Consider the following 18593-nt stretch of genomic DNA (forward strand, 5'->3'; position numbering starts at 1 on the left):
ATGAAAGATATTTTATGGCTCATACAAAAAACGTTATCTGTGCTTCTGAAAAATAAAAAGGGGTTACTCATTATTATTAGCTTGCCGATAATAGGAACGCTCATTTCTTTTTCGATATATGGGAATGTAGGGCAAGGAACGTTAAATATTGGGGTTATAAATAAAGAAAATCAACCTATCGCAAATGATACAGTGAAATTTTTAGAAGGACTCAATCATGTAAATGTTAGTAAAATTAAGGAATCTGAAGTGGAAGATAAACTCACTTCAAAAAAACTTGATGGTGTTATTACATTACAGTCTGGTTTTTCTGAAAGTGTTCGAGAAGGGAAACCGAGTCATATTGAGATTTCATCGATTAAAGGCGATCAAGTAACAGGATTTATAAAATCGTATTTATATAACTATGTTGATAACATCGCTGCGATTAGTAAAGTGGCAGGGGCCGATCAAAGTACGTTTAATAGTATGTACGCGGGTTATCAAAAAAGTTCATTTAAAGTAAAGTCTGAGACACTTGAAGATACTTCAAAAAATAAAGATATGACAAATCAAACGATGGGTTATCTTATTATGTTTATGTTATTTTCAGCAGTGAACTTATCAGGATTTATTTTAAAAGAAAAAGAGAACAGAACGTATTTTAGATTATTATCAACGCCGATTGACGGAAAGAAATTTATATTATCTAATGTCGCAGTAAATATGATGATATTAACAGTACAAATTGTAATTGCAGTATTCTTTATGACGAATGTTTTTCACACAACTATAAATATGCCTTTCATAGTTATGATTGGTGTGCTTATGATATTCGCTTTAATTGCAATTGGTTTATCATTAGTCATTGTGTCTTTTTCAAAAAGTTCAACTGCTTCAAATGCAATGCAAAATATAGTAATAGTACCAACATGTTTACTTGCTGGATGTTATTTCCCGTACGACATTATGCCGAAAGCAGTACAAAAAGTAGCTGATTTCCTTCCGCAGCGTTGGTTACTAGATACGATTTCAAAACTACAGCAAGGCATTCCATTTTCTGAGTTGTATTTAAATATTTTAATTTTATTCGCTTTCGCGATAGCATTCTTCTTAATTGCTATTTATAAGTTTGGAAGAAATAATGATGCGAGGAACTTTGTTTAATGAAAAAGGGTGTGGCGTAAATGCCACGCCTTTTTTGTTCGTAATTAAAAGTAAGGAATACATTTCGTATGAAAAAGTAATTTAATGAAACACTACGAAATAGTAAGTAATATGATCGGAAGGAAATCCAAATGATTAAAAAGATATTGCGAGTTACTTCTATTATTATTGCTATTTTCGTTGTTATTTTAATTTGGATGCATATTGACGTTACGCTCGGAAGGAAAATGGAAGCCGGGAAAAACATGCCGACAGAGTATGCGCCTCATTATAGTGACTTTCAATTATATGTGGAAGGGAAGTCGTTTTATAAACAGTTATTTACTGATATAAGTGAAGCGAAGCGATCTATTTACACTTATTTTTATATTTTATCGGATGATAAAAGTAGCCATACTTTTTTAAACTTATTAAAGGAGAAGGCGAAAGAAGGAGTAAACGTATATTTATCGGTTGATCGCATTAATGATTTATCATTTGAAAGAAAGATGAAAAATGAATTGCGGGAAAGTGGTGTACATTTTACATATAGTAGAAAACCTGAATTGCCATTCGGATTTTATTCACTTCACCATCGTAATCATCGTCGTATTACGACAATTGATGGGGAGATTGGCTATACGGGTGGCTTTAATATGGGGGATGAGTACTTAGGGAAAGATAAGCGATTTGGATATTGGCGTGACTATCATGTGCGGCTTAGAGGAGAAGGAGCAAAAGATTTAGAAGAGCAATTCGCTTTAGATTGGAAACGAGATACGAAAGAACATATAAAAAGAAGTACGAATAAAGCGAGTAAAGGGAATACATTACATACGATGGTTAGCTACAATGGACATCACGTCGCTGAAAAATATATAAAGTTAATAAAACAAGCGAAGCATTCGATTGTAATTACAACGCCTTATTTTATAGCGAAAAATAAAGAATTAATGAATGCTTTAATTGGGGCGCAAAAGCGTGGTGTTACAGTGAAAATACTTTGGTCATATAAACCAGATATTCCTCTCATTAAAGAGGCGGCGTATCCTTACATACGTCAAGCTGTTAAAAGTGGGATTACTGTATATGGCTATAAAAAAGGGATGTTTCATGGGAAGTTAATGCTGATTGATAATGAATTAACCGTTATTGGTACAACAAACTTTACTGCGCGTAGCTTCTATATAAATGATGAGATGAATTTGTATATTCATGGTGGTCCTATCGTAGCGCAAGTAAATAAGGCGTTAATAGAGGATTTTAATGATTCGAAAGAAATGACGAAAGAGTTTTTTGATAACTTATCTTTTTGGGAGCGTTGTAAGGAGAAGTTGGCGGGATTAGTTGATTTTTATTTATAATAATTAAGGAAGAAAGGGTGTCTATAAAGGACACCCTTTTTTGATGGGAATAACTATTATTCATGCACAAGCATCGAAACATCATCATTAATCAACGTCCCAACATGTTCACCTAAACAAATTCTTTTCATAACGCCAGGCTCATCAAAGTTAAAGACGTGTGCCGGTAAATTATAATCTCGAGCAAGCAATAAAGCTGCTTGATCCATTACTTGTATGTTTTGCCTAACAATATCGTTATAGTTCAGTTTACTGTACATTTTCGCTGATTTATTATGTTTTGGATCACTTGTAAAGACACCGTCTACCCCTTGTTTTGCGACTAAAATGGCGTCGCTATTCATTTCAATGGCTCTTTGTACACTTGGGTAATCTGTTGTAACGAATGGTTGCCCGTTACCACCACCGAATATGACAACATAACCGTTATCTAAATGATGTACTGCACGTAGGCGAATATATGGCTCAGCTACTGCATTAAAAGGGATGGAAGTCATAACGCGTACTTCTCTATCTGTTTTACTTGTTAAAACGCCGCGAAGCATTAAGCTGTTAATAATCGTACCTAGCGTACCGATATTATCAGCTTCTACACGATCAATTCCCCATTCTTCAGCTAGATGACCTCTGAAAATGTTACCGCCGCCGATGACAATGGATACTTCGATATCTAGGTCAATAATGGATATTATTTCGTTTGCGATATGTTCTAATCGTTTGGAGTTAAAGCTATTTCCAGATTGATCAGCAAGTGCGCCGCCACTTAGTTTAATTAAGACGCGTTTATATGGTTTCATAACAATTCCCCCTATATAGATTGCAATAAAAAAGGAACAAAGGCTAATGCCTTTGTTCCTTCGTAAGAAAATGAAATAGAAAAGAAATAGATATGATGAACTTCTTCACGTGATTTTTCATAACATCCACTCCTTTTCATCCCCATTTATTTAGAATACGTATATCTTTTAGATTATACGAAATAATCTGATGTTTTATCAAGGTTATTTTATTTCTTTTTTATAAAAAAGTGTCAATGAATATTATAAGAAATAAATTTGAATTTTTTGTGACAAACTTGTAGGTTTTTGTATGATTTTGTAGGTTGGCTTATATGATGTGTGAGTAGCTTTTATAAATTCAAATTGAAAGCGTTCGCATGAAGGGGATGAACATAAATGAAAAAATTCGGATTGGCAACACAAATTTTTGTCGCGCTTGTTTTAGGGATTGTAGTAGGGGCAGTCTTTTATGGCAATAAAACGGCGATTTCTTATATCACACCAATTGGGGATATATTTATTCACTTAATTAAGATGATTGTAGTACCGATTGTTATTTCAGCATTAATTGTTGCGGTAGCTGGTGTAGGAGATATGAAAAAGCTTGGGAAACTGGGCGGTAAGACAATTCTTTATTTCGAAATTATTACGACGATTGCTATTTTAATGGGATTACTTGCAGCGAATATATTCCAACCAGGTACTGGCGTTGATATGAGTAATTTACAGCAAAGTGATATTTCTTCTTATAAACAAACAGCAGATGCAACAGAGAAGAAAGGCTTTGCAGAAACGATTGTTCATATTGTACCGAAAAATATATTTGAGTCTATTACACAAGGTGACTTATTACCGATTATATTCTTCTCAGTACTATTCGGTTTAGGAGTTGCAGCAATCGGTGAAAAGGGAAAGCCTGTTTTTAACTTTTTTGAAGGTGTGCTCGAAGCGATGTTCTGGGTTACGAATCAAGTGATGAAATTCGCACCATTTGGTGTATTCGCATTAATTGCTGTTACGGTTGCAAAATTTGGTGTAGCAACACTACTTCCTTTAGGAAAACTAGTGCTAGCTGTATACGTAACTGTTATACTATTCGTTGTGATTGTATTAGGTATTAATGCGCGAATGGTTGGAGTAAATATTTTTACATTAATGAAAATTTTAAAAGAAGAACTTATTCTTTCATTTACGACAGCAAGTTCAGAAGCTGTTTTACCTAATATAATGAGAAAAATGGAAGAGTTCGGTTGTCCAAAGGCAGTTGCCTCTTTCGTAATTCCGACAGGTTATACATTTAACTTGACTGGATCGGCTATTTATCAAGCGTTAGCGGCATTGTTTGTTGCACAAATGTACGGTGTACACATGTCACTGACGGAGCAAATAACGCTATTATTCGTTCTCATGTTAACATCCAAAGGTATGGCGGGAGTTCCGGGTGCATCATTCGTTGTTGTATTAGCGACGTTAGGATCAATGGGCTTACCGCTAGAAGGCATCGCATTAATTGCGGGAATTGACCGCATTTTAGATATGATTCGCTCAGCTGTCAATGTATTAGGAAATGCATTAGCTGCCATTGTTATGTCGAAGTGGGAAGGCGAATTCGATGATGAGAAAGCAAAACAATATGTAGAAACGGTCAAACAAACAAAAGCAGCGTAAGAGATTGTTAAGGAGTGAGTAATCATGGCAACATTAACTGAAGTTAAAAATGGAGTACGAATTGAAAAAGATTTTTTAGGTGAAAAAGAAGTACCAAATTACGCGTACTACGGTGTACAAACAATGCGTGCAGTGGAGAATTTCCCGATTACAGGATACAAAGTCCATGAAGGTTTAATTAAAGCGTTAGCAATTGTAAAAAAAGCGGCAGCACTTGCTAATGCAGATGTAGGAAGATTGGAATTGAAAAAGGGTGGTGCTATCGCAGAAGCATCACAAGAAATCCTTGAGGGGAAATGGCATGATCATTTCATCGTTGATCCAATTCAAGGTGGTGCAGGAACTTCAATGAATATGAACGCAAATGAAGTCATTGCCAATCGTGCCCTTGAATTATTAGGAATGGAAAAGGGAGACTATGATTATATTAGTCCAAACAGTCATGTAAATATGGCACAATCAACAAACGATGCATTCCCAACAGCGATTCATATTGCAACATTAAATGCATTAGAAGGCTTATTACAAACAATGGGTTATATGCATGATGTATTTGAATTAAAAGCAGAACAGTTCGATCATGTTATTAAAATGGGTCGTACACATTTACAAGATGCTGTGCCAATTCGTCTTGGACAAGAATTTAAAGCATACTCCCGCGTACTTGAACGTGACATGAAACGTATCAAGCAATCACGTCAACATTTATATGAAGTAAATATGGGAGCAACTGCAGTTGGTACAGGCTTAAATGCAGATCCAGAATATATTGAAGCAGTTGTAAAACATTTAGCTACAATTAGTGAACTACCACTTGTTGGTGCAGAAGATTTAGTAGATGCAACTCAAAATACGGATGCGTACACTGAAGTATCTGCAGCACTTAAAGTATGTATGATGAACATGTCTAAAATTGCGAACGACCTTCGTCTAATGGCATCAGGTCCACGCGTTGGATTAGCGGAAATTATGCTACCAGCTCGTCAACCAGGTTCATCTATTATGCCAGGGAAAGTAAACCCTGTTATGCCAGAAGTAATTAATCAAATTGCGTTCCAAGTAATTGGTAACGACCATACAATTTGCCTTGCTTCAGAAGCAGGACAATTAGAATTAAATGTTATGGAACCAGTACTTGTTTTCAACTTACTTCAATCTATTAGCATTATGAATAACGGTTTCCGTGCCTTTACAGATAATTGCTTAAAAGGAATTGAAGCGAATGAAGATCGCTTAAAAGAGTACGTTGAGAAGAGTGTAGGAATTATTACAGCCGTGAACCCTCATATCGGCTATGAAGCAGCAGCTCGCGTTGCGAAAGAAGCAATTGCGACAGGGCAATCCGTTCGAGAACTATGTGTGAAAAATGGTGTATTGTCACAAGAAGAATTAGAGTTAATTCTAGATCCATTCGAAATGACACACCCAGGGATTGCAGGAGCAACTCTTTTAAAGAAAAATTAAAAGAAGAGGGGGACAATCCCCTCTTTTTTGTTTACAATATAGAAATGCTATATATGAATAGAGGTAGGGATGTTATGAGTAAGTTTACAGTGGCTTCTAATGGTGCATTAGAAACAACATTAAGAGGAGCAGAAGTATTATCAACACCACTTTTAAATAAAGGGGTAGCTTTCACACAAGAGGAAAGAGAAGAGTTAGGTTTAAAAGGGTTATTACCGCCAGCGGTTTTAACGTTAGAAGAACAAGCACGCCGAGCGTATGAACAATTTAGTTCTCAGCCGGATGATTTATTAAAGAATGTATACTTAACAGCGTTACATGATCGAAATGAAGTGTTATTTTATCGTATTTTAACAGAGCATTTACGTGAAATGTTACCGATTGTATATACACCAACTGTAGGTGTAGCAATTCAAAGATATAGTCATGAATACCGTAAACCACGTGGCATTTATTTATCAATTAACGATCCATCAGGTATTGAAGATGCATTTGCAAATATCGGTGCAACAGCTGAAAACATTGATTTAGTCGTTGTAACGGATGGAGAAGGTATATTAGGAATCGGTGATTGGGGTGTTGGTGGAATTAACATCGCAATCGGGAAATTGGCTGTATATACGGCCGCAGTTGGAATCGATCCTAGCCGTGTATTACCCGTAATTTTAGATGTAGGTACAAATCGTGAGGAATTATTAAACAATCCATTTTATATTGGAAATCGTCACCCTCGTATAACAGGTGGAGCTTACGATGAATTTATTGATACGTTTGTTCAAGCGGTAAATAAACAATTCCCGAAAGCACTTCTACATTGGGAAGACTTCAGTTCTCGAAATGCACGAAAAATTTTAGATAAATATCGTCATGACGTTTGTACATTTAATGATGATATTCAAGGTACAGGGGCAGTTTCACTTGCTGCTGTATTATCGGCAGTAAAAGCTTCTGGTGTACCGTTAAGTGAACACCGTGTAGTTGTGTTTGGTGCTGGTACGGCTGGAATCGGTATCGCAGATCAAGTAAGAGATGCAATGGTTCGTGTCGGCTTATCAGACGAAGAATCACATAATCGTTTCTGGTGTATTGACCGTAATGGGTTGGTTACAGATAATATGGAAGATCTTCTTGATTTCCAAATTCCATATGCAAGAAAAGAAGCTGAAGTAAGTGATTGGAAACAAAATGATGCTATCGGACTTGCTGAAGTTGTGAAACATGTAAAACCGACAATTTTAATTGGTACATCTACTGTTGCAGGCGCATTTAAAGAGGAAATTATTAAAGAAATGGCTTCTCACGTAGAAAGACCAATCATTTTACCAATGTCGAATCCAACGCCACTTGCTGAAGCGAAACCAGCAGATTTAATCGAGTGGACAGAAGGAAAAGCATTAGTTGCAACAGGAAGTCCGTTTGAACCGGTTACATATAACGGTGTAACGTATGTGATTGGACAGTCAAATAACGCACTTATTTTCCCAGGACTAGGTCTTGGTACAATTGTTGTTCGTGCAAGCGTCATGACGGATGGAATGTTCGCAGCAGCAGCAGAAGCAGTTGCAAGTATGGTAGATACAAGTCAGCCAGGAGCGCCTATTTTGCCAGAAGTTGAAGAGTTACGTAATATCTCTGAACTGGTTGCGATTGAAGTAGCGAAAGTTGCAGTTGCAGAAGGTGTTGCTAGAGAGAACTTAAGTGATGACGATATTAAGATTGCCGTAAAAGAAGCAATATGGGAACCGGAGTATCGCCAAATAAAAGCGGTAGAAAAGGTTAGAATATAGAAATAAAGCCCGTTTATAATTATAAGCGGGCTTTCACTTTTACAATTGAAAAAAGCATAGGAAGTGGCACCTTTGAATTGGAATCAATTATGGAAGAAAGATATGTATCTTTTAATTATATTAATGGTTGTTGTTCCGATTGCTGGAGAGCTGAATTTTCATCCTTTTAATGATATGTTTCGTGTTAGTTTCGGGACACCGCTTTTCTTCTTTTTATTACTATTTTTAAGAAGAGTGCCAGCAGCAGCTGCAGGTATTCTTGTAGGTATATCTGTAGTCTTATTTCGTGTATGTCTTGACTGGGTATTGCAAGGGTCATTTCATATGACAGAATCATTTTATTTGCGCTATCCCGTTTTCTTTTATTATTTTATATATGGAAGTCTTTTTTCGCTTTGTAGGGTGAATAAGTTTCATCAGAAGCCAATTGTGATAGGATGTCTTGGAATTACAATTGAAATTATCGCAAGTATGTCTGAACTTGCGTTTTATCATATGTTAGTGCTGGGGACAACGATAACAGTTTCTGAAGTGAATAAACTAATTATTATTGCTATTTTCCGTAGTTTCTTTGCACTTGGTTTTTTAAATATGATGAATTTATATGAAACAAAATTAAAAGAATCACAAGTTCGAAAAGAAAATGAAAATATGTTAATGTACCTCTCTAATTTATATGTGGAATCTGTCCATTTGAAAAAAACGTTACAAAATGCCGAGTTAATTACACAAGAAGCATATCAACTATATCGAAACTTACAAGCGAACGATGATTTAAATAGCAAAACAGCATTAAAAATAGCAGGAGAAGTGCACGAAATCAAAAAGGATAATCAAAGAATTTTTGCAGGACTATCTAAACTGTTATTAGATAAAAATGTGGCTGAGTATGTAGAAGGACATGAATTAGCGGAAATGATTGTAAGAATTAATGAGAAGTATGCTGAAATGTTAGAAAAAGATATACGTTTTTCGGAACATATAGAAGGTGAGCATGCAGAATATCATGTGTACACGGTCTTATCCATTTTTAATAACTTAGTTGCAAATGCAGTTGAAGCAATTGAGGGTAGAGGTCTCATTATTATTAAGCTATATAAACGAGATAAACATATATTCTTTGAAGTAATTGACGATGGTCCTGGTATTGCACAGAAGTATAAGAAATTAGTATTTAAGCCAGGATTTACTTCAAAGTATGATCAAGCGGGAACACCTTCAACAGGTATTGGACTTTCTTACATAAACGAAATGGTAACAGAGCTAGGTGGAGAAGTGAGATTAGAAGACCGAGAAACTGGCGGAGGGTGTAAGTTTATCGTTTGTTTACCGGAGTGCAGTTTAAAGCGGGAAGGAGAATAAAGTTGTTTTATTATATCGTAGATGATGATGAAGTTTTCCGCTCCATGCTTTCACAAATTATTGAAGATGGCGATCTTGGGGAAGTAATTGGAGAGTCGGAAGATGGAGCTTTTATTGAAGCGGATCAATTAAATTTTAAAAAAGTAGATATTTTATTTATTGATTTATTAATGCCAATGCGAGATGGGATTGAAACAGTTCGCCATATTGCATCCTCTTTTACAGGGAAAATCATTATGATTTCTCAAGTTGAATCGAAACAGCTTATTGGTGAGGCGTATACACTTGGTGTTGAATATTATATTACAAAACCATTAAATAAAATTGAGGTTGTATCTGTTGTACGTAAAGTAATGGAACGTATTCGTTTAGAGCGCTCTATACATGATATTCAAAAATCATTGAATAACGTTTTTAAGTGGGAACAGCCGCAAGTTCGAAATGAGCCAATGCAGGAAGGAAAAAGAATAGCAGATTCAGGGCGCTATTTATTATCAGAACTCGGTATTGCGGGAGAGAATGGAAGTAAAGATTTACTTAGTATGTTGGAATATTTATATGGACAAGAAAAAGAGCAAACGTTTGAATTTGGATTTCCTGCGCTAAAAGATATCTTTCACCATATAACTATAAGAAAATTAGAGAATATAGCTTCAGATGCAGATATAGATAAGGAGAGAAAAGCATCTGAACAAAGGGTACGTAGAGCGATTTATCAATCGTTAAATCACTTAGCTTCCCTTGGATTAACAGACTTTTCAAATCCGAAATTTGAAAGCTATGCTCCGAAATTTTTTGATTTCACTGTAGTTAGAAAACGGATGACAGAAATGACAAAAGAAGAAGTAGCAACTTCTGGACATACGCGAATTAATACGAAAAAGTTTATTCAAGTGTTGTATTTTGAGGCGAAACGGTTGATGGAGATAGAATGAAAAGAGATAAGTGTTTCAGATTGTAGACAAAGTCTTGTTCAAGTGACATTGAGTTTCTTGGTGCTTAACATGCTTTTGACTCTCTTTTTTAATTAGAGTTGGAATAGAAACAAAAAATAAATATAATATTGTTAATGCACCAACGGGGAGGAGGACAGGACATGAATAAAGAAGAAAAGGTCATAGTGGGTTTCAGGGACTTATATAATAAGATTGTTTGGCTTAATAAGGATAAGATGGAAGAAAGTCTTAAGGGTTATAATTCTTCTGAAGTACATTGTATCGAATACATTGAAAAAAATGTAGATTCTAACGTGACAAAACTTGCGGAGTCCTTTTATATGACTCGCGGTGCCATAAGTAGAATAACTAAAAAACTTATAAAAAAAGGCCTTATCGAAAGTTATCAGAAGTCGGATAATAAGAAAGAAATCTATTTTAGGCTTACTGAACAAGGGAAAGTAATTTATAAAATACATGAGGATCTGCACAAAGAGTTTGAAGAACGGGATAAAGTTGTGTTTGATCAAGTAACCGAGGAAGAATTTGATAGTATACTTAGCTTCGTGGAAAAGTATAGTAGACATTTGGATACAGAAATAAAGAAACAAGGTGTACATATTAAGTCGTAATCTATTCAAAAAATAAAAATGAAACGGCAGGCAGTCCAAGGATGGACCGCCTTTTTTATTGTTGTAATTTTGTTGACAAGGAAACAAAATGGAGTTATTGTTTTGTTGATAAGGAAACAAAAATAACTGTTGGGGAGAGAATGAAAATGTCCAAATTCAGATCACATAATGAACATAATACGGAACGAGTCATAGATAAACACGCCTTACTATTCGGTCTCATCTCTGTGTTTCTTTGCGGAATAGGATTCAGCATTATAATACCTGTCGTTCCATTTTTAGTGCAGCCATATACAAGTAATTCGGCAGAACAAGCGGTCGTCGTTACGCTATTAACTTCTGTTTATGCAGTCTGCGTATTTTTTGCGGCTCCCGCACTTGGAGCTTTGAGTGATAAATATGGTCGTCGTCCATTACTTTTAGTATGCCTTTTCGGTTCCGCAATCGGGTACTTAGTTTTTGGCATAGGAGGAGCTCTATGGATACTATTTGCTGGGCGCATAATAGAAGGTATAACAGGAGGGAGCATAAGCACTATCTTCGCATATTTTGCAGATATTATTCCTCCAGAACAAAGAACGAAATACTTCGGATGGGTAAGTGCGGTTGTAGGAGTAGGCACTGTAATTGGACCAACTATAGGTGGATATCTTGCCAAGTTTGGTTATTCTGTACCTATGTATTTTGGAGCAATAATAACTTTATTAAATGTTGTTTATGGAATCTTATATATGCCTGAGAGCCTTGACAAAAATAATAGATTGAAAGAGATTACCTTTGTAAGATTGAATCCATTTACACAGCTTGCAAATATACTTTCCATGAAAAATTTAAAATGGCTACTTGTCTCAGCATTCTTACTTTGGATACCAAATGGATCTTTACAGGCAATTTTTTCACAATTTACAATGGATACTTTTAGTTGGAAGCCTGCGTTAATCGGACTTATGTTTTCAATTATGGGATTTCAAGATATCATTTCACAAAGTTTCATAATGCCAAAACTTTTGACAAAACTTACTGATAAACAGATAGCAATTCTCGGAATGGTTTCGGAGATTATAGGTTATAGTCTTATTGCAGCATCAGCTTTGTTCTCATTTTATCCGTTTCTTATCGCTGGAATGTTTATATTTGGTTTTGGTGATTCCATCTTTGGACCTTCATTCAATGGGATGCTCTCGAAGTCTGTCGATTCTAGTGAACAAGGAAGGATTCAAGGCGGTAGTCAATCTGTTCAAGCTTTAGCAAGAATGATTGGGCCGATCATTGGAGGGCAAATTTATGTTTCACTTGGGCATGCCGCACCTGCTTGTATGGGGATCATCCTTATAGTAGCCGCAATAACAGTCTTATATAAGGGCACGCATGAAAATATGTAAATTACGTACTTTATCCTCCTTTTATAGACAGTAAGCCCCTTGTATCAAAATTTGCACATCCATCTCAATGGTGTGTGTGAAAAACTTTTATTACTCTTCTTCATAAAATTATATCTTTTAAATTATTGATGCGATAGTCGGTAAAACTTTTACATGAATAATGTAGAAGATATTTAAATACTACGCTGGAAGCTTTCAGAATCGCCTGCATAATAGGCAGTTTTAACAAGTACTGAAACTCTATTTGCTTACAGTCTGAGGTGTTTATAAATAAGTATCTTTTTTGTTAAACCAACATTTTATATTTTCTCGTGAAGCATGTAAAATGTTAAGTAAGAGAAAATGGTTTTACAGTAAGGAAGTGTCAAAAAATGAGTTTTACATTAAATAAATCGATTATTAAAGAAGTATGCGGAGAGACCTCATATAAAAGAGGTGAAGCTTATTATAAATCAAATAAAGTAATAATAAATCATTATGACGAAAATAAAGAAATTTGCGAGGCAACGGTAAAAGGGAATGAAGATTTTCATGTTACAGTAGAAAAAGCTAAAAAAGGTGATGTTGTTGCGAAATGTAGTTGTCCTTCATTAGCGTCTTTTCAAACGTACTGTCAACATGTTGCGGCAGTATTGATACAAATAAATTATAATCAGCAAACCGGTGGAATGGTGCCTATTAGTAGCGGAAACATGATCGGAAATGAACAATTAACAAGCGGGATGTTTCATTTATTTGCAGAAAAACCATTAAGACCAAAAAGTAAACAACACCGTTTTGATACACGTGAAATACTTCATGTTGAATTTATATGTACGCCAGTAGTTACGAAAAATGGTGGGGCACTGCTAGGTATTCAGTTTAAACTCGCCAAGATGTATTTTGTAAATCATATTAGAGAATTTCTTTCCAATGTGGAGAAAAGAGAGTCCTATAATTGTTCGAATGAATTTACATATACACCGGATGTACATAGCTTTAAGCGAGAAACGGATGCGATTATTCAGCAGCTCATTAAAATTTATCATAATGAAAAAATGTATGAGGATACACTGGAAGTACATGCAAAACAAGATGATAGTATGATTTTAATACCGCCAGCTTCATGGAAGGATATGCTATCTTTACTTTCTAAAGTTGAGTTTGTGGGACTTAATCAAGAGGGAAAATCTTTTCACGGTTTACAAATTTCAAAAGGGCTACTTCCTTTACATTTTGAGTTTAATAAAGGGAGTAACGGTGGGTTTAGACTTTATATTGACGGCTTACAACAAGTAGAAGTAATGGATACGTATAGTTATGCTCTATTTGGAGGGAAACTGTATCAGTTGAACGCTGAGGATTGTAAGCGGCTTATCGAATTACAAAAAATGATGAATCGTTCTAGTAGTAACCAATTGTATATTCCAGCAGATAAGATGGAGCACTTTGTAGCAAAAGTTGTACCAGGGTTAATGAAGCTAGGAACTGTGCGAATAGATGAGGTAGTATCAGATTGTGTGGAAACGCCTTCGCTAAAAGCAAAATTGTATTTAGATCGAGTGAAAAATCGTTTGTTAGCAGGTCTCGAATTTCATTATGGAAACGTCGTGATTAATCCGTTAGAAGAGGATGGGCAGCCATCTGTTTTTAATCGTGATGAGAAAAAGGAAAAAGAGATTTTAGAAATTATGAGTGAAAGTGCCTTTGCGAAAACGGAAGGCGGTTATTTTATGCATAATGAAGAAGCTGAGTATAACTTTTTATATCATGCTGTTCCAACGTTAAAAGGTTTAGTTGATATTTATGCGACGTCAGCAATCAAATTACGAATTCATAAGGGAGACACAGCTCCTCTTATAAGAGTTAGAAGGAAAGAGAGAATTGATTGGTTATCATTCCGCTTTGATATAAAAGGTATTCCAGAGGCAGAAATTAAAGGGGTATTAGTCGCTCTTGAGGAGAAACGAAAATATTATCGTTTAGCAAGTGGTGCTCTACTATCACTTGAGAGTAAAGAGTTTAATGATATTAATCAGTTTATAAAAGAATCTAGTATTCGAAAAGAATTTTTAAAGGGCGAAGAAATAGATGTCCCTCTTATTCGTAGTGTGAAATGGATGAATTCACTGCAAGAAGGAAACGTATTAAGTTTAGATGAGTCTGTTCAAGAATTGGTAGAGAACATTCAAAACCCTAAAAAGCTGAAGTTTGCGGTGCCAAGTGGCTTAGATGCGATAATGAGAGAGTATCAAACATACGGATTCCAGTGGATGAAAGCACTTGCCTACTATCGTTTTGGCGGCATTTTAGCTGATGATATGGGACTGGGGAAAACGTTGCAAAGTATTGCTTTTATAGACTCTGTTTTGCCGGAAATTCGAGAGAAGAAACTGCCTATATTAGTTGTTTCTCCGTCGTCCCTCGTTTACAACTGGCTTAGCGAGTTGAAAAAATTCGCTCCACATATTAGAGCAGTTATTGCCGATGGAAATCAAGCAGAGCGCCGAAAAATTTTAAAAGATATAACGAAATTTGATGTTGTCATTACGTCATATCCTTTACTGAGAAGAGATATAAGGTTATATGAGCAGCCATTTCATACGCTATTTCTTGATGAAGCACAAGCATTTAAAAATCATACGACGCAAACTGCAAGAGCGGTAAAAACAGTGCAGGCGGAGTACCGTTTTGGATTAACAGGAACACCTGTAGAAAATTCATTAGAAGAGCTATGGTCTATCTTCCACGTCGTCTTCCCAGAATTATTACCGGGAAGAAAAGAGTTCGGTGATTTAAGACGTGAAGATATTGCGAAGCGGGTAAAACCTTTCGTGTTAAGAAGGTTAAAGGGTGATGTATTACACGAACTCCCAGAAAAAATTGAGCACTTACAATCATCAGAACTTTTACCAGATCAAAAGAGGATTTACGCAGCTTATTTAGCAAAGTTAAGAGAAGAAACGTTAAAACATTTGGATAAAGATACGTTACGTAAAAATAAAATTCGGGTTTTAGCTGGTTTAACGAGACTACGGCAAATTTGTTGTCATCCTGCTTTGTTTGTTGATGACTATAAAGGTAGTTCAGCTAAATTTGATCAGCTGCTAGAAATTTTGGAGGAATGCAGAAGTACAGGGAAGAGAATTCTTATCTTTTCCCAATTTACGAAGATGCTTTCGATAATCGGACGTGAATTAAATCGTCAAGCAGTTCCATACTTTTATTTAGACGGGAGTACACCAGCGCAAGAACGTGTAGAGCTATGCAATCGGTTTAACGAAGGAGAAGGGGATCTATTTCTTATTTCGTTAAAAGCTGGTGGCACAGGACTAAATTTAACAGGTGCAGATACAGTTATATTGTACGACTTGTGGTGGAATCCAGCTGTTGAACAACAAGCTGCGGATAGAGCGTATCGAATGGGACAAAAAAATACAGTGCAAGTGATTAAGTTAGTAGCACATGGAACAATTGAAGAAAAAATGCACGAGTTACAAGAGAGTAAGAAAAATTTAATCGCTGAAATTATCGAACCTGGAGAAGAGAAGTTATCTTCTATTACGGAGGAAGAAATCCGCGATATTCTTATGATTTAATATGGAAAAAGCTATGCTTTCATAGAGATGAAAGCATAGCTTTTTTGTTGTAATAATTATATTTTGTTTTGTACAAAGTAAAGAGATAAAGTGAAACTTTAAATAGTGGGAGTTGTTCGTCTCCCACTATTTATTTTATTTCTTTGTACCTTTACTTTTGTATGGTTTTGCAGCTTTCTTTTTCGCACTTGATTGCCAACGGTTCCATCCTTTACTTCCTGTACCTTGTCCTACACCTTTTTTCGGTTTTGCTTTCGTTTTACTCATATGATCACTCCGTTATATAAAAAATCTGATTTGATAATAGCCAATGTTTTAGAAAAATACTATCGATAAATGACTATGCTTGCTTTAAATAAAAACAAACTGCTTGAATGCTATAGTATATCATGAAATTGCGAGTAAACTGAAAGGAATTATAAAGAAAATGAAAATAATAAGAAATACTGCGGATTCTATATTTCGAACAATCACACTAGTTGTTGTATATATGTTAGTTTCAATTAGTGAAATGTTTTTTGGATTGAAGAGACAAAGGAAATAAAAATGTTATATTAAGAACAATCGGTAAAGGCATAAAATAAAGAATTGAAAATTTTTTTGAAACTTTTTGTTGACTTTATCGATTTTTTGTATAGAATAATCATTAATAAAATGTTTCAGAGATGTGACAATAAAACGACTATGAAAGGACGAGTAGTAGTAGGATGTAGTTTAAGCGAGTCAGGGGCGGTGTGAGCCTGATACGAAGCCTATTATGAAGAACCTCCTGGAGTCGCTAACCGAAATCCTTTATAGGAAAGTAGACTTAGCCGGGAACTTCGCCGTTACAAGAAGAACAGTATCGAGATTTTTTAATCTCCGTACTGTATAAGTGAGCAACCTCTGTTGCTAATTTGGGTGGTACCGCGGAACCAAAGTCTTTCGTCCCAGTTTTTTGGGAAAGAAGGGCTTTTTTTGTTGGCTTCTTTTCACAACATCCAAACATTTTAGGAGGAAACCACCATGTATCAATCATTAATGACAGTAAGAGAGACTCAAATCGCAATTAAGGAAGTTAAAACATTTTTCGAGGATCAATTAGCAAAGCGCCTTGAACTATTCCGCGTATCTGCACCATTATTCGTAACGAAGAAATCAGGATTAAACGATCACTTAAACGGTGTAGAACGTCCAATTGAATTTGATATGTTACATTCAGGAGAAGAATTAGAAATTGTACATTCACTAGCGAAGTGGAAAAGATTCGCATTACATGAATACGGATATGAAGCTGGTGAAGGTTTATATACAAACATGAACGCGATTCGTCGTGATGAAGAACTTGATGCAACGCATTCCATTTATGTTGACCAATGGGATTGGGAAAAAATCGTTCAAAAAGAATGGCGTACTATCGATTACTTACAAAAAACAGTACAAACAATTTATGGAATATTCAAAGAATTGGAAGATCACTTATTTGAAAAGTATCCGTTCCTTGGAAAGTATTTACCAGAAGAAATTGTTTTCATTACTTCTCAAGAACTGGAAGATAAATATCCAGAATTAACACCGAAAGATCGTGAACATGCAATTGCGAAAGAACACGGTGCAGTCTTTATTATTGGAATTGGTGATGCACTCCGTTCAGGTGAAAAGCACGATGGACGCGCGTCCGATTATGATGATTGGAAATTAAACGGTGACATTTTATTCTGGCACCCAGTACTACAAGCTTCGTTCGAATTATCATCAATGGGAATTCGTGTTGATAGTAAAGCACTTGATGAGCAATTAACGAAAACTGGTGAAGACTTCAAACGTGAGTATGATTTCCATAAAGGTATTTTAGAAGACGTACTACCATTAACAATTGGTGGTGGTATCGGCCAATCAAGAATGTGTATGTACTTCTTACGTAAAGCACATATCGGTGAAGTTCAATCTTCTGTATGGCCTGATGATTTACGTGAAGCTTGCAAGAAAGAAAACATTCATTTGTTTTAATAGAAGTGAGAGAGAATAGCTCAAACATAGAGCTATTCTTTCTTTTTTATTTTGTAAACGAATAGTTTACAGTGAGTTTTACTAATGGTTTCTTTTTCGTCTCCTTTTATCCTTTTCGGCAAGAAGACTCCATCTGATTTGTGTTACGGGTGAAACCCAACAATTCAGGTGGAGATGAATTGCCGTCAGTCAATAGGCTGAACTCTTTTGTTTCGTTCATAACAATTTTTTGATGGGGAACATTCGTTTCTTTTTGTCTTACGATATAATCTGTAGTAGATAAGGAGGGAATATATCGTAAGACAACGAAATTGGATAATAATCATTCGGTTACTTGAGCAAAAAGGAATTAAGATGAAGACCATGTTCACATTTAGTTCCGTTTAGTTCCAAATATTGATTTGTCAAAAGTAATTAACAGTTACAAAAGTGTTAGTTCTCGTTTCGTGAAACGAGATTTCCTAAGATAAAACATTATCTTAGGAAAGAAATAATTTTAATGAACTCTCTGAGAAAGGTGGTGAAAAC

The 18593-nt window shown here is 35.5% G+C and carries 13 protein-coding genes, 1 pseudogene and 1 other annotated feature; of the genes and pseudogenes, 12 read left to right on the forward strand and 2 right to left on the reverse strand.

The features are described from left to right. Together DN408_RS26960 and cls are read left to right on the forward strand one after the other, a co-directional pair. Positions 1-1146, forward strand: coding sequence for an ABC transporter permease (locus DN408_RS26960; RefSeq protein WP_002031112.1), 1146 nt, complete (start codon positions 1-3; stop codon positions 1144-1146). Positions 1147-1277: 131 nt separating this feature from the next. Next, on the forward strand, positions 1278-2489 hold the full coding sequence (gene cls / locus DN408_RS26965) for a cardiolipin synthase (RefSeq protein WP_002168683.1): 1212 nt from the start codon (positions 1278-1280) through the stop codon (positions 2487-2489). 56 nt (positions 2490-2545) lie between these two features. On the opposite strand, the gene pyrH is transcribed toward cls, so the two are convergent. After that, positions 2546-3286, reverse strand: coding sequence for a UMP kinase (gene pyrH / locus DN408_RS26970; protein ID WP_002168682.1), 741 nt, complete (start codon positions 3284-3286; stop codon positions 2546-2548). 378 nt (positions 3287-3664) lie between these two features. On the opposite strand from pyrH, the gene DN408_RS26975 reads away from it, so the two are divergent. From DN408_RS26975 to DN408_RS27010, 8 genes are all read left to right on the forward strand, one after another. After that, on the forward strand, positions 3665-4936 hold the full coding sequence (locus DN408_RS26975) for a cation:dicarboxylate symporter family transporter (RefSeq protein ID WP_002086365.1): 1272 nt from the start codon (positions 3665-3667) through the stop codon (positions 4934-4936). 24 nt (positions 4937-4960) lie between these two features. Next, a complete protein-coding gene (gene aspA, locus DN408_RS26980; protein WP_002012229.1) occupies positions 4961-6400 on the forward strand; it encodes an aspartate ammonia-lyase in 1440 nt (479 codons plus the stop codon). Between the two features lie 74 nt (positions 6401-6474). Beyond that, the gene (malS, locus tag DN408_RS26985) at positions 6475-8187 is read left to right on the forward strand and encodes an oxaloacetate-decarboxylating malate dehydrogenase (RefSeq protein ID WP_050000287.1); all 1713 of its coding nucleotides are present in this window, start codon (positions 6475-6477) and stop codon (positions 8185-8187) included. 63 nt (positions 8188-8250) lie between these two features. Then, positions 8251-9549, forward strand: coding sequence for a sensor histidine kinase (locus DN408_RS26990; RefSeq protein WP_002012226.1), 1299 nt, complete (start codon positions 8251-8253; stop codon positions 9547-9549). A gap of 2 nt (positions 9550-9551) precedes the next feature. Then, positions 9552-10484 carry a response regulator gene (locus tag DN408_RS26995; protein ID WP_016126761.1) on the forward strand — a complete coding sequence of 311 codons (933 nt, stop codon included), beginning with the start codon at positions 9552-9554 and terminating at the stop codon, positions 10482-10484. 161 nt (positions 10485-10645) lie between these two features. Next, the gene (locus DN408_RS27000; protein WP_078178290.1) at positions 10646-11116 is read left to right on the forward strand and encodes a MarR family transcriptional regulator; all 471 of its coding nucleotides are present in this window, start codon (positions 10646-10648) and stop codon (positions 11114-11116) included. A 146-nt stretch (positions 11117-11262) separates the two neighbouring features. Then, positions 11263-12498, forward strand: a complete 1236-nt coding sequence (locus tag DN408_RS27005) for an MFS transporter (protein WP_033730545.1) — start codon at positions 11263-11265, stop codon at positions 12496-12498. A 371-nt stretch (positions 12499-12869) separates the two neighbouring features. Further along, positions 12870-16076, forward strand: a complete 3207-nt coding sequence (locus tag DN408_RS27010; RefSeq protein WP_078178289.1) for a DEAD/DEAH box helicase — start codon at positions 12870-12872, stop codon at positions 16074-16076. 135 nt (positions 16077-16211) lie between these two features. Here the strand turns inward: DN408_RS27010 and DN408_RS27015 are convergent, their stop codons facing one another. Further along, a complete protein-coding gene (locus DN408_RS27015) occupies positions 16212-16343 on the reverse strand; it encodes a DUF3934 family protein (protein WP_000047589.1) in 132 nt (43 codons plus the stop codon). 408 nt (positions 16344-16751) lie between these two features. Further along, positions 16752-17011, forward strand: a binding site (T-box leader). A gap of 70 nt (positions 17012-17081) precedes the next feature. On the opposite strand from DN408_RS27015, the gene asnA reads away from it, so the two are divergent. Further along, positions 17082-18065: an aspartate--ammonia ligase gene (asnA, locus tag DN408_RS27020; RefSeq protein WP_002126735.1), complete on the forward strand. Its 984-nt coding sequence runs from the start codon at positions 17082-17084 to the stop codon at positions 18063-18065. Between the two features lie 353 nt (positions 18066-18418). Further along, positions 18419-18573: pseudogene (locus DN408_RS32645) on the forward strand (transposase); the annotation flags it as partial. Between the last annotated feature and the right edge of the window lie 20 nt (positions 18574-18593).

This window comes from Bacillus sp. AR13-1 (assembly GCF_008042285.1).
GTDB lineage: Bacteria > Bacillota > Bacilli > Bacillales > Bacillaceae_G > Bacillus_A > Bacillus_A mycoides.

Bases quoted from the DNA above. Each gene is read 5' to 3' on its own strand.
- DN408_RS26960 (WP_002031112.1), top strand. From the start codon at position 1: ATGAAAGATATTTTATGGCTCATACAAAAAACGTTATCTGTGCTTCTG.
- cls (WP_002168683.1), top strand. From the start codon at position 1,278: ATGATTAAAAAGATATTGCGAGTTACTTCTATTATTATTGCTATTTTC.
- pyrH (WP_002168682.1), bottom strand. From the start codon at position 3,286: ATGAAACCATATAAACGCGTCTTAATTAAACTAAGTGGCGGCGCACTT.
- DN408_RS26975 (WP_002086365.1), top strand. From the start codon at position 3,665: ATGAAAAAATTCGGATTGGCAACACAAATTTTTGTCGCGCTTGTTTTA.
- aspA (WP_002012229.1), top strand. From the start codon at position 4,961: ATGGCAACATTAACTGAAGTTAAAAATGGAGTACGAATTGAAAAAGAT.
- malS (WP_050000287.1), top strand. From the start codon at position 6,475: ATGAGTAAGTTTACAGTGGCTTCTAATGGTGCATTAGAAACAACATTA.
- DN408_RS27000 (WP_078178290.1), top strand. From the start codon at position 10,646: ATGAATAAAGAAGAAAAGGTCATAGTGGGTTTCAGGGACTTATATAAT.
- DN408_RS27005 (WP_033730545.1), top strand. From the start codon at position 11,263: ATGTCCAAATTCAGATCACATAATGAACATAATACGGAACGAGTCATA.
- DN408_RS27010 (WP_078178289.1), top strand. From the start codon at position 12,870: ATGAGTTTTACATTAAATAAATCGATTATTAAAGAAGTATGCGGAGAG.
- DN408_RS27015 (WP_000047589.1), bottom strand. From the start codon at position 16,343: ATGAGTAAAACGAAAGCAAAACCGAAAAAAGGTGTAGGACAAGGTACA.
- asnA (WP_002126735.1), top strand. From the start codon at position 17,082: ATGTATCAATCATTAATGACAGTAAGAGAGACTCAAATCGCAATTAAG.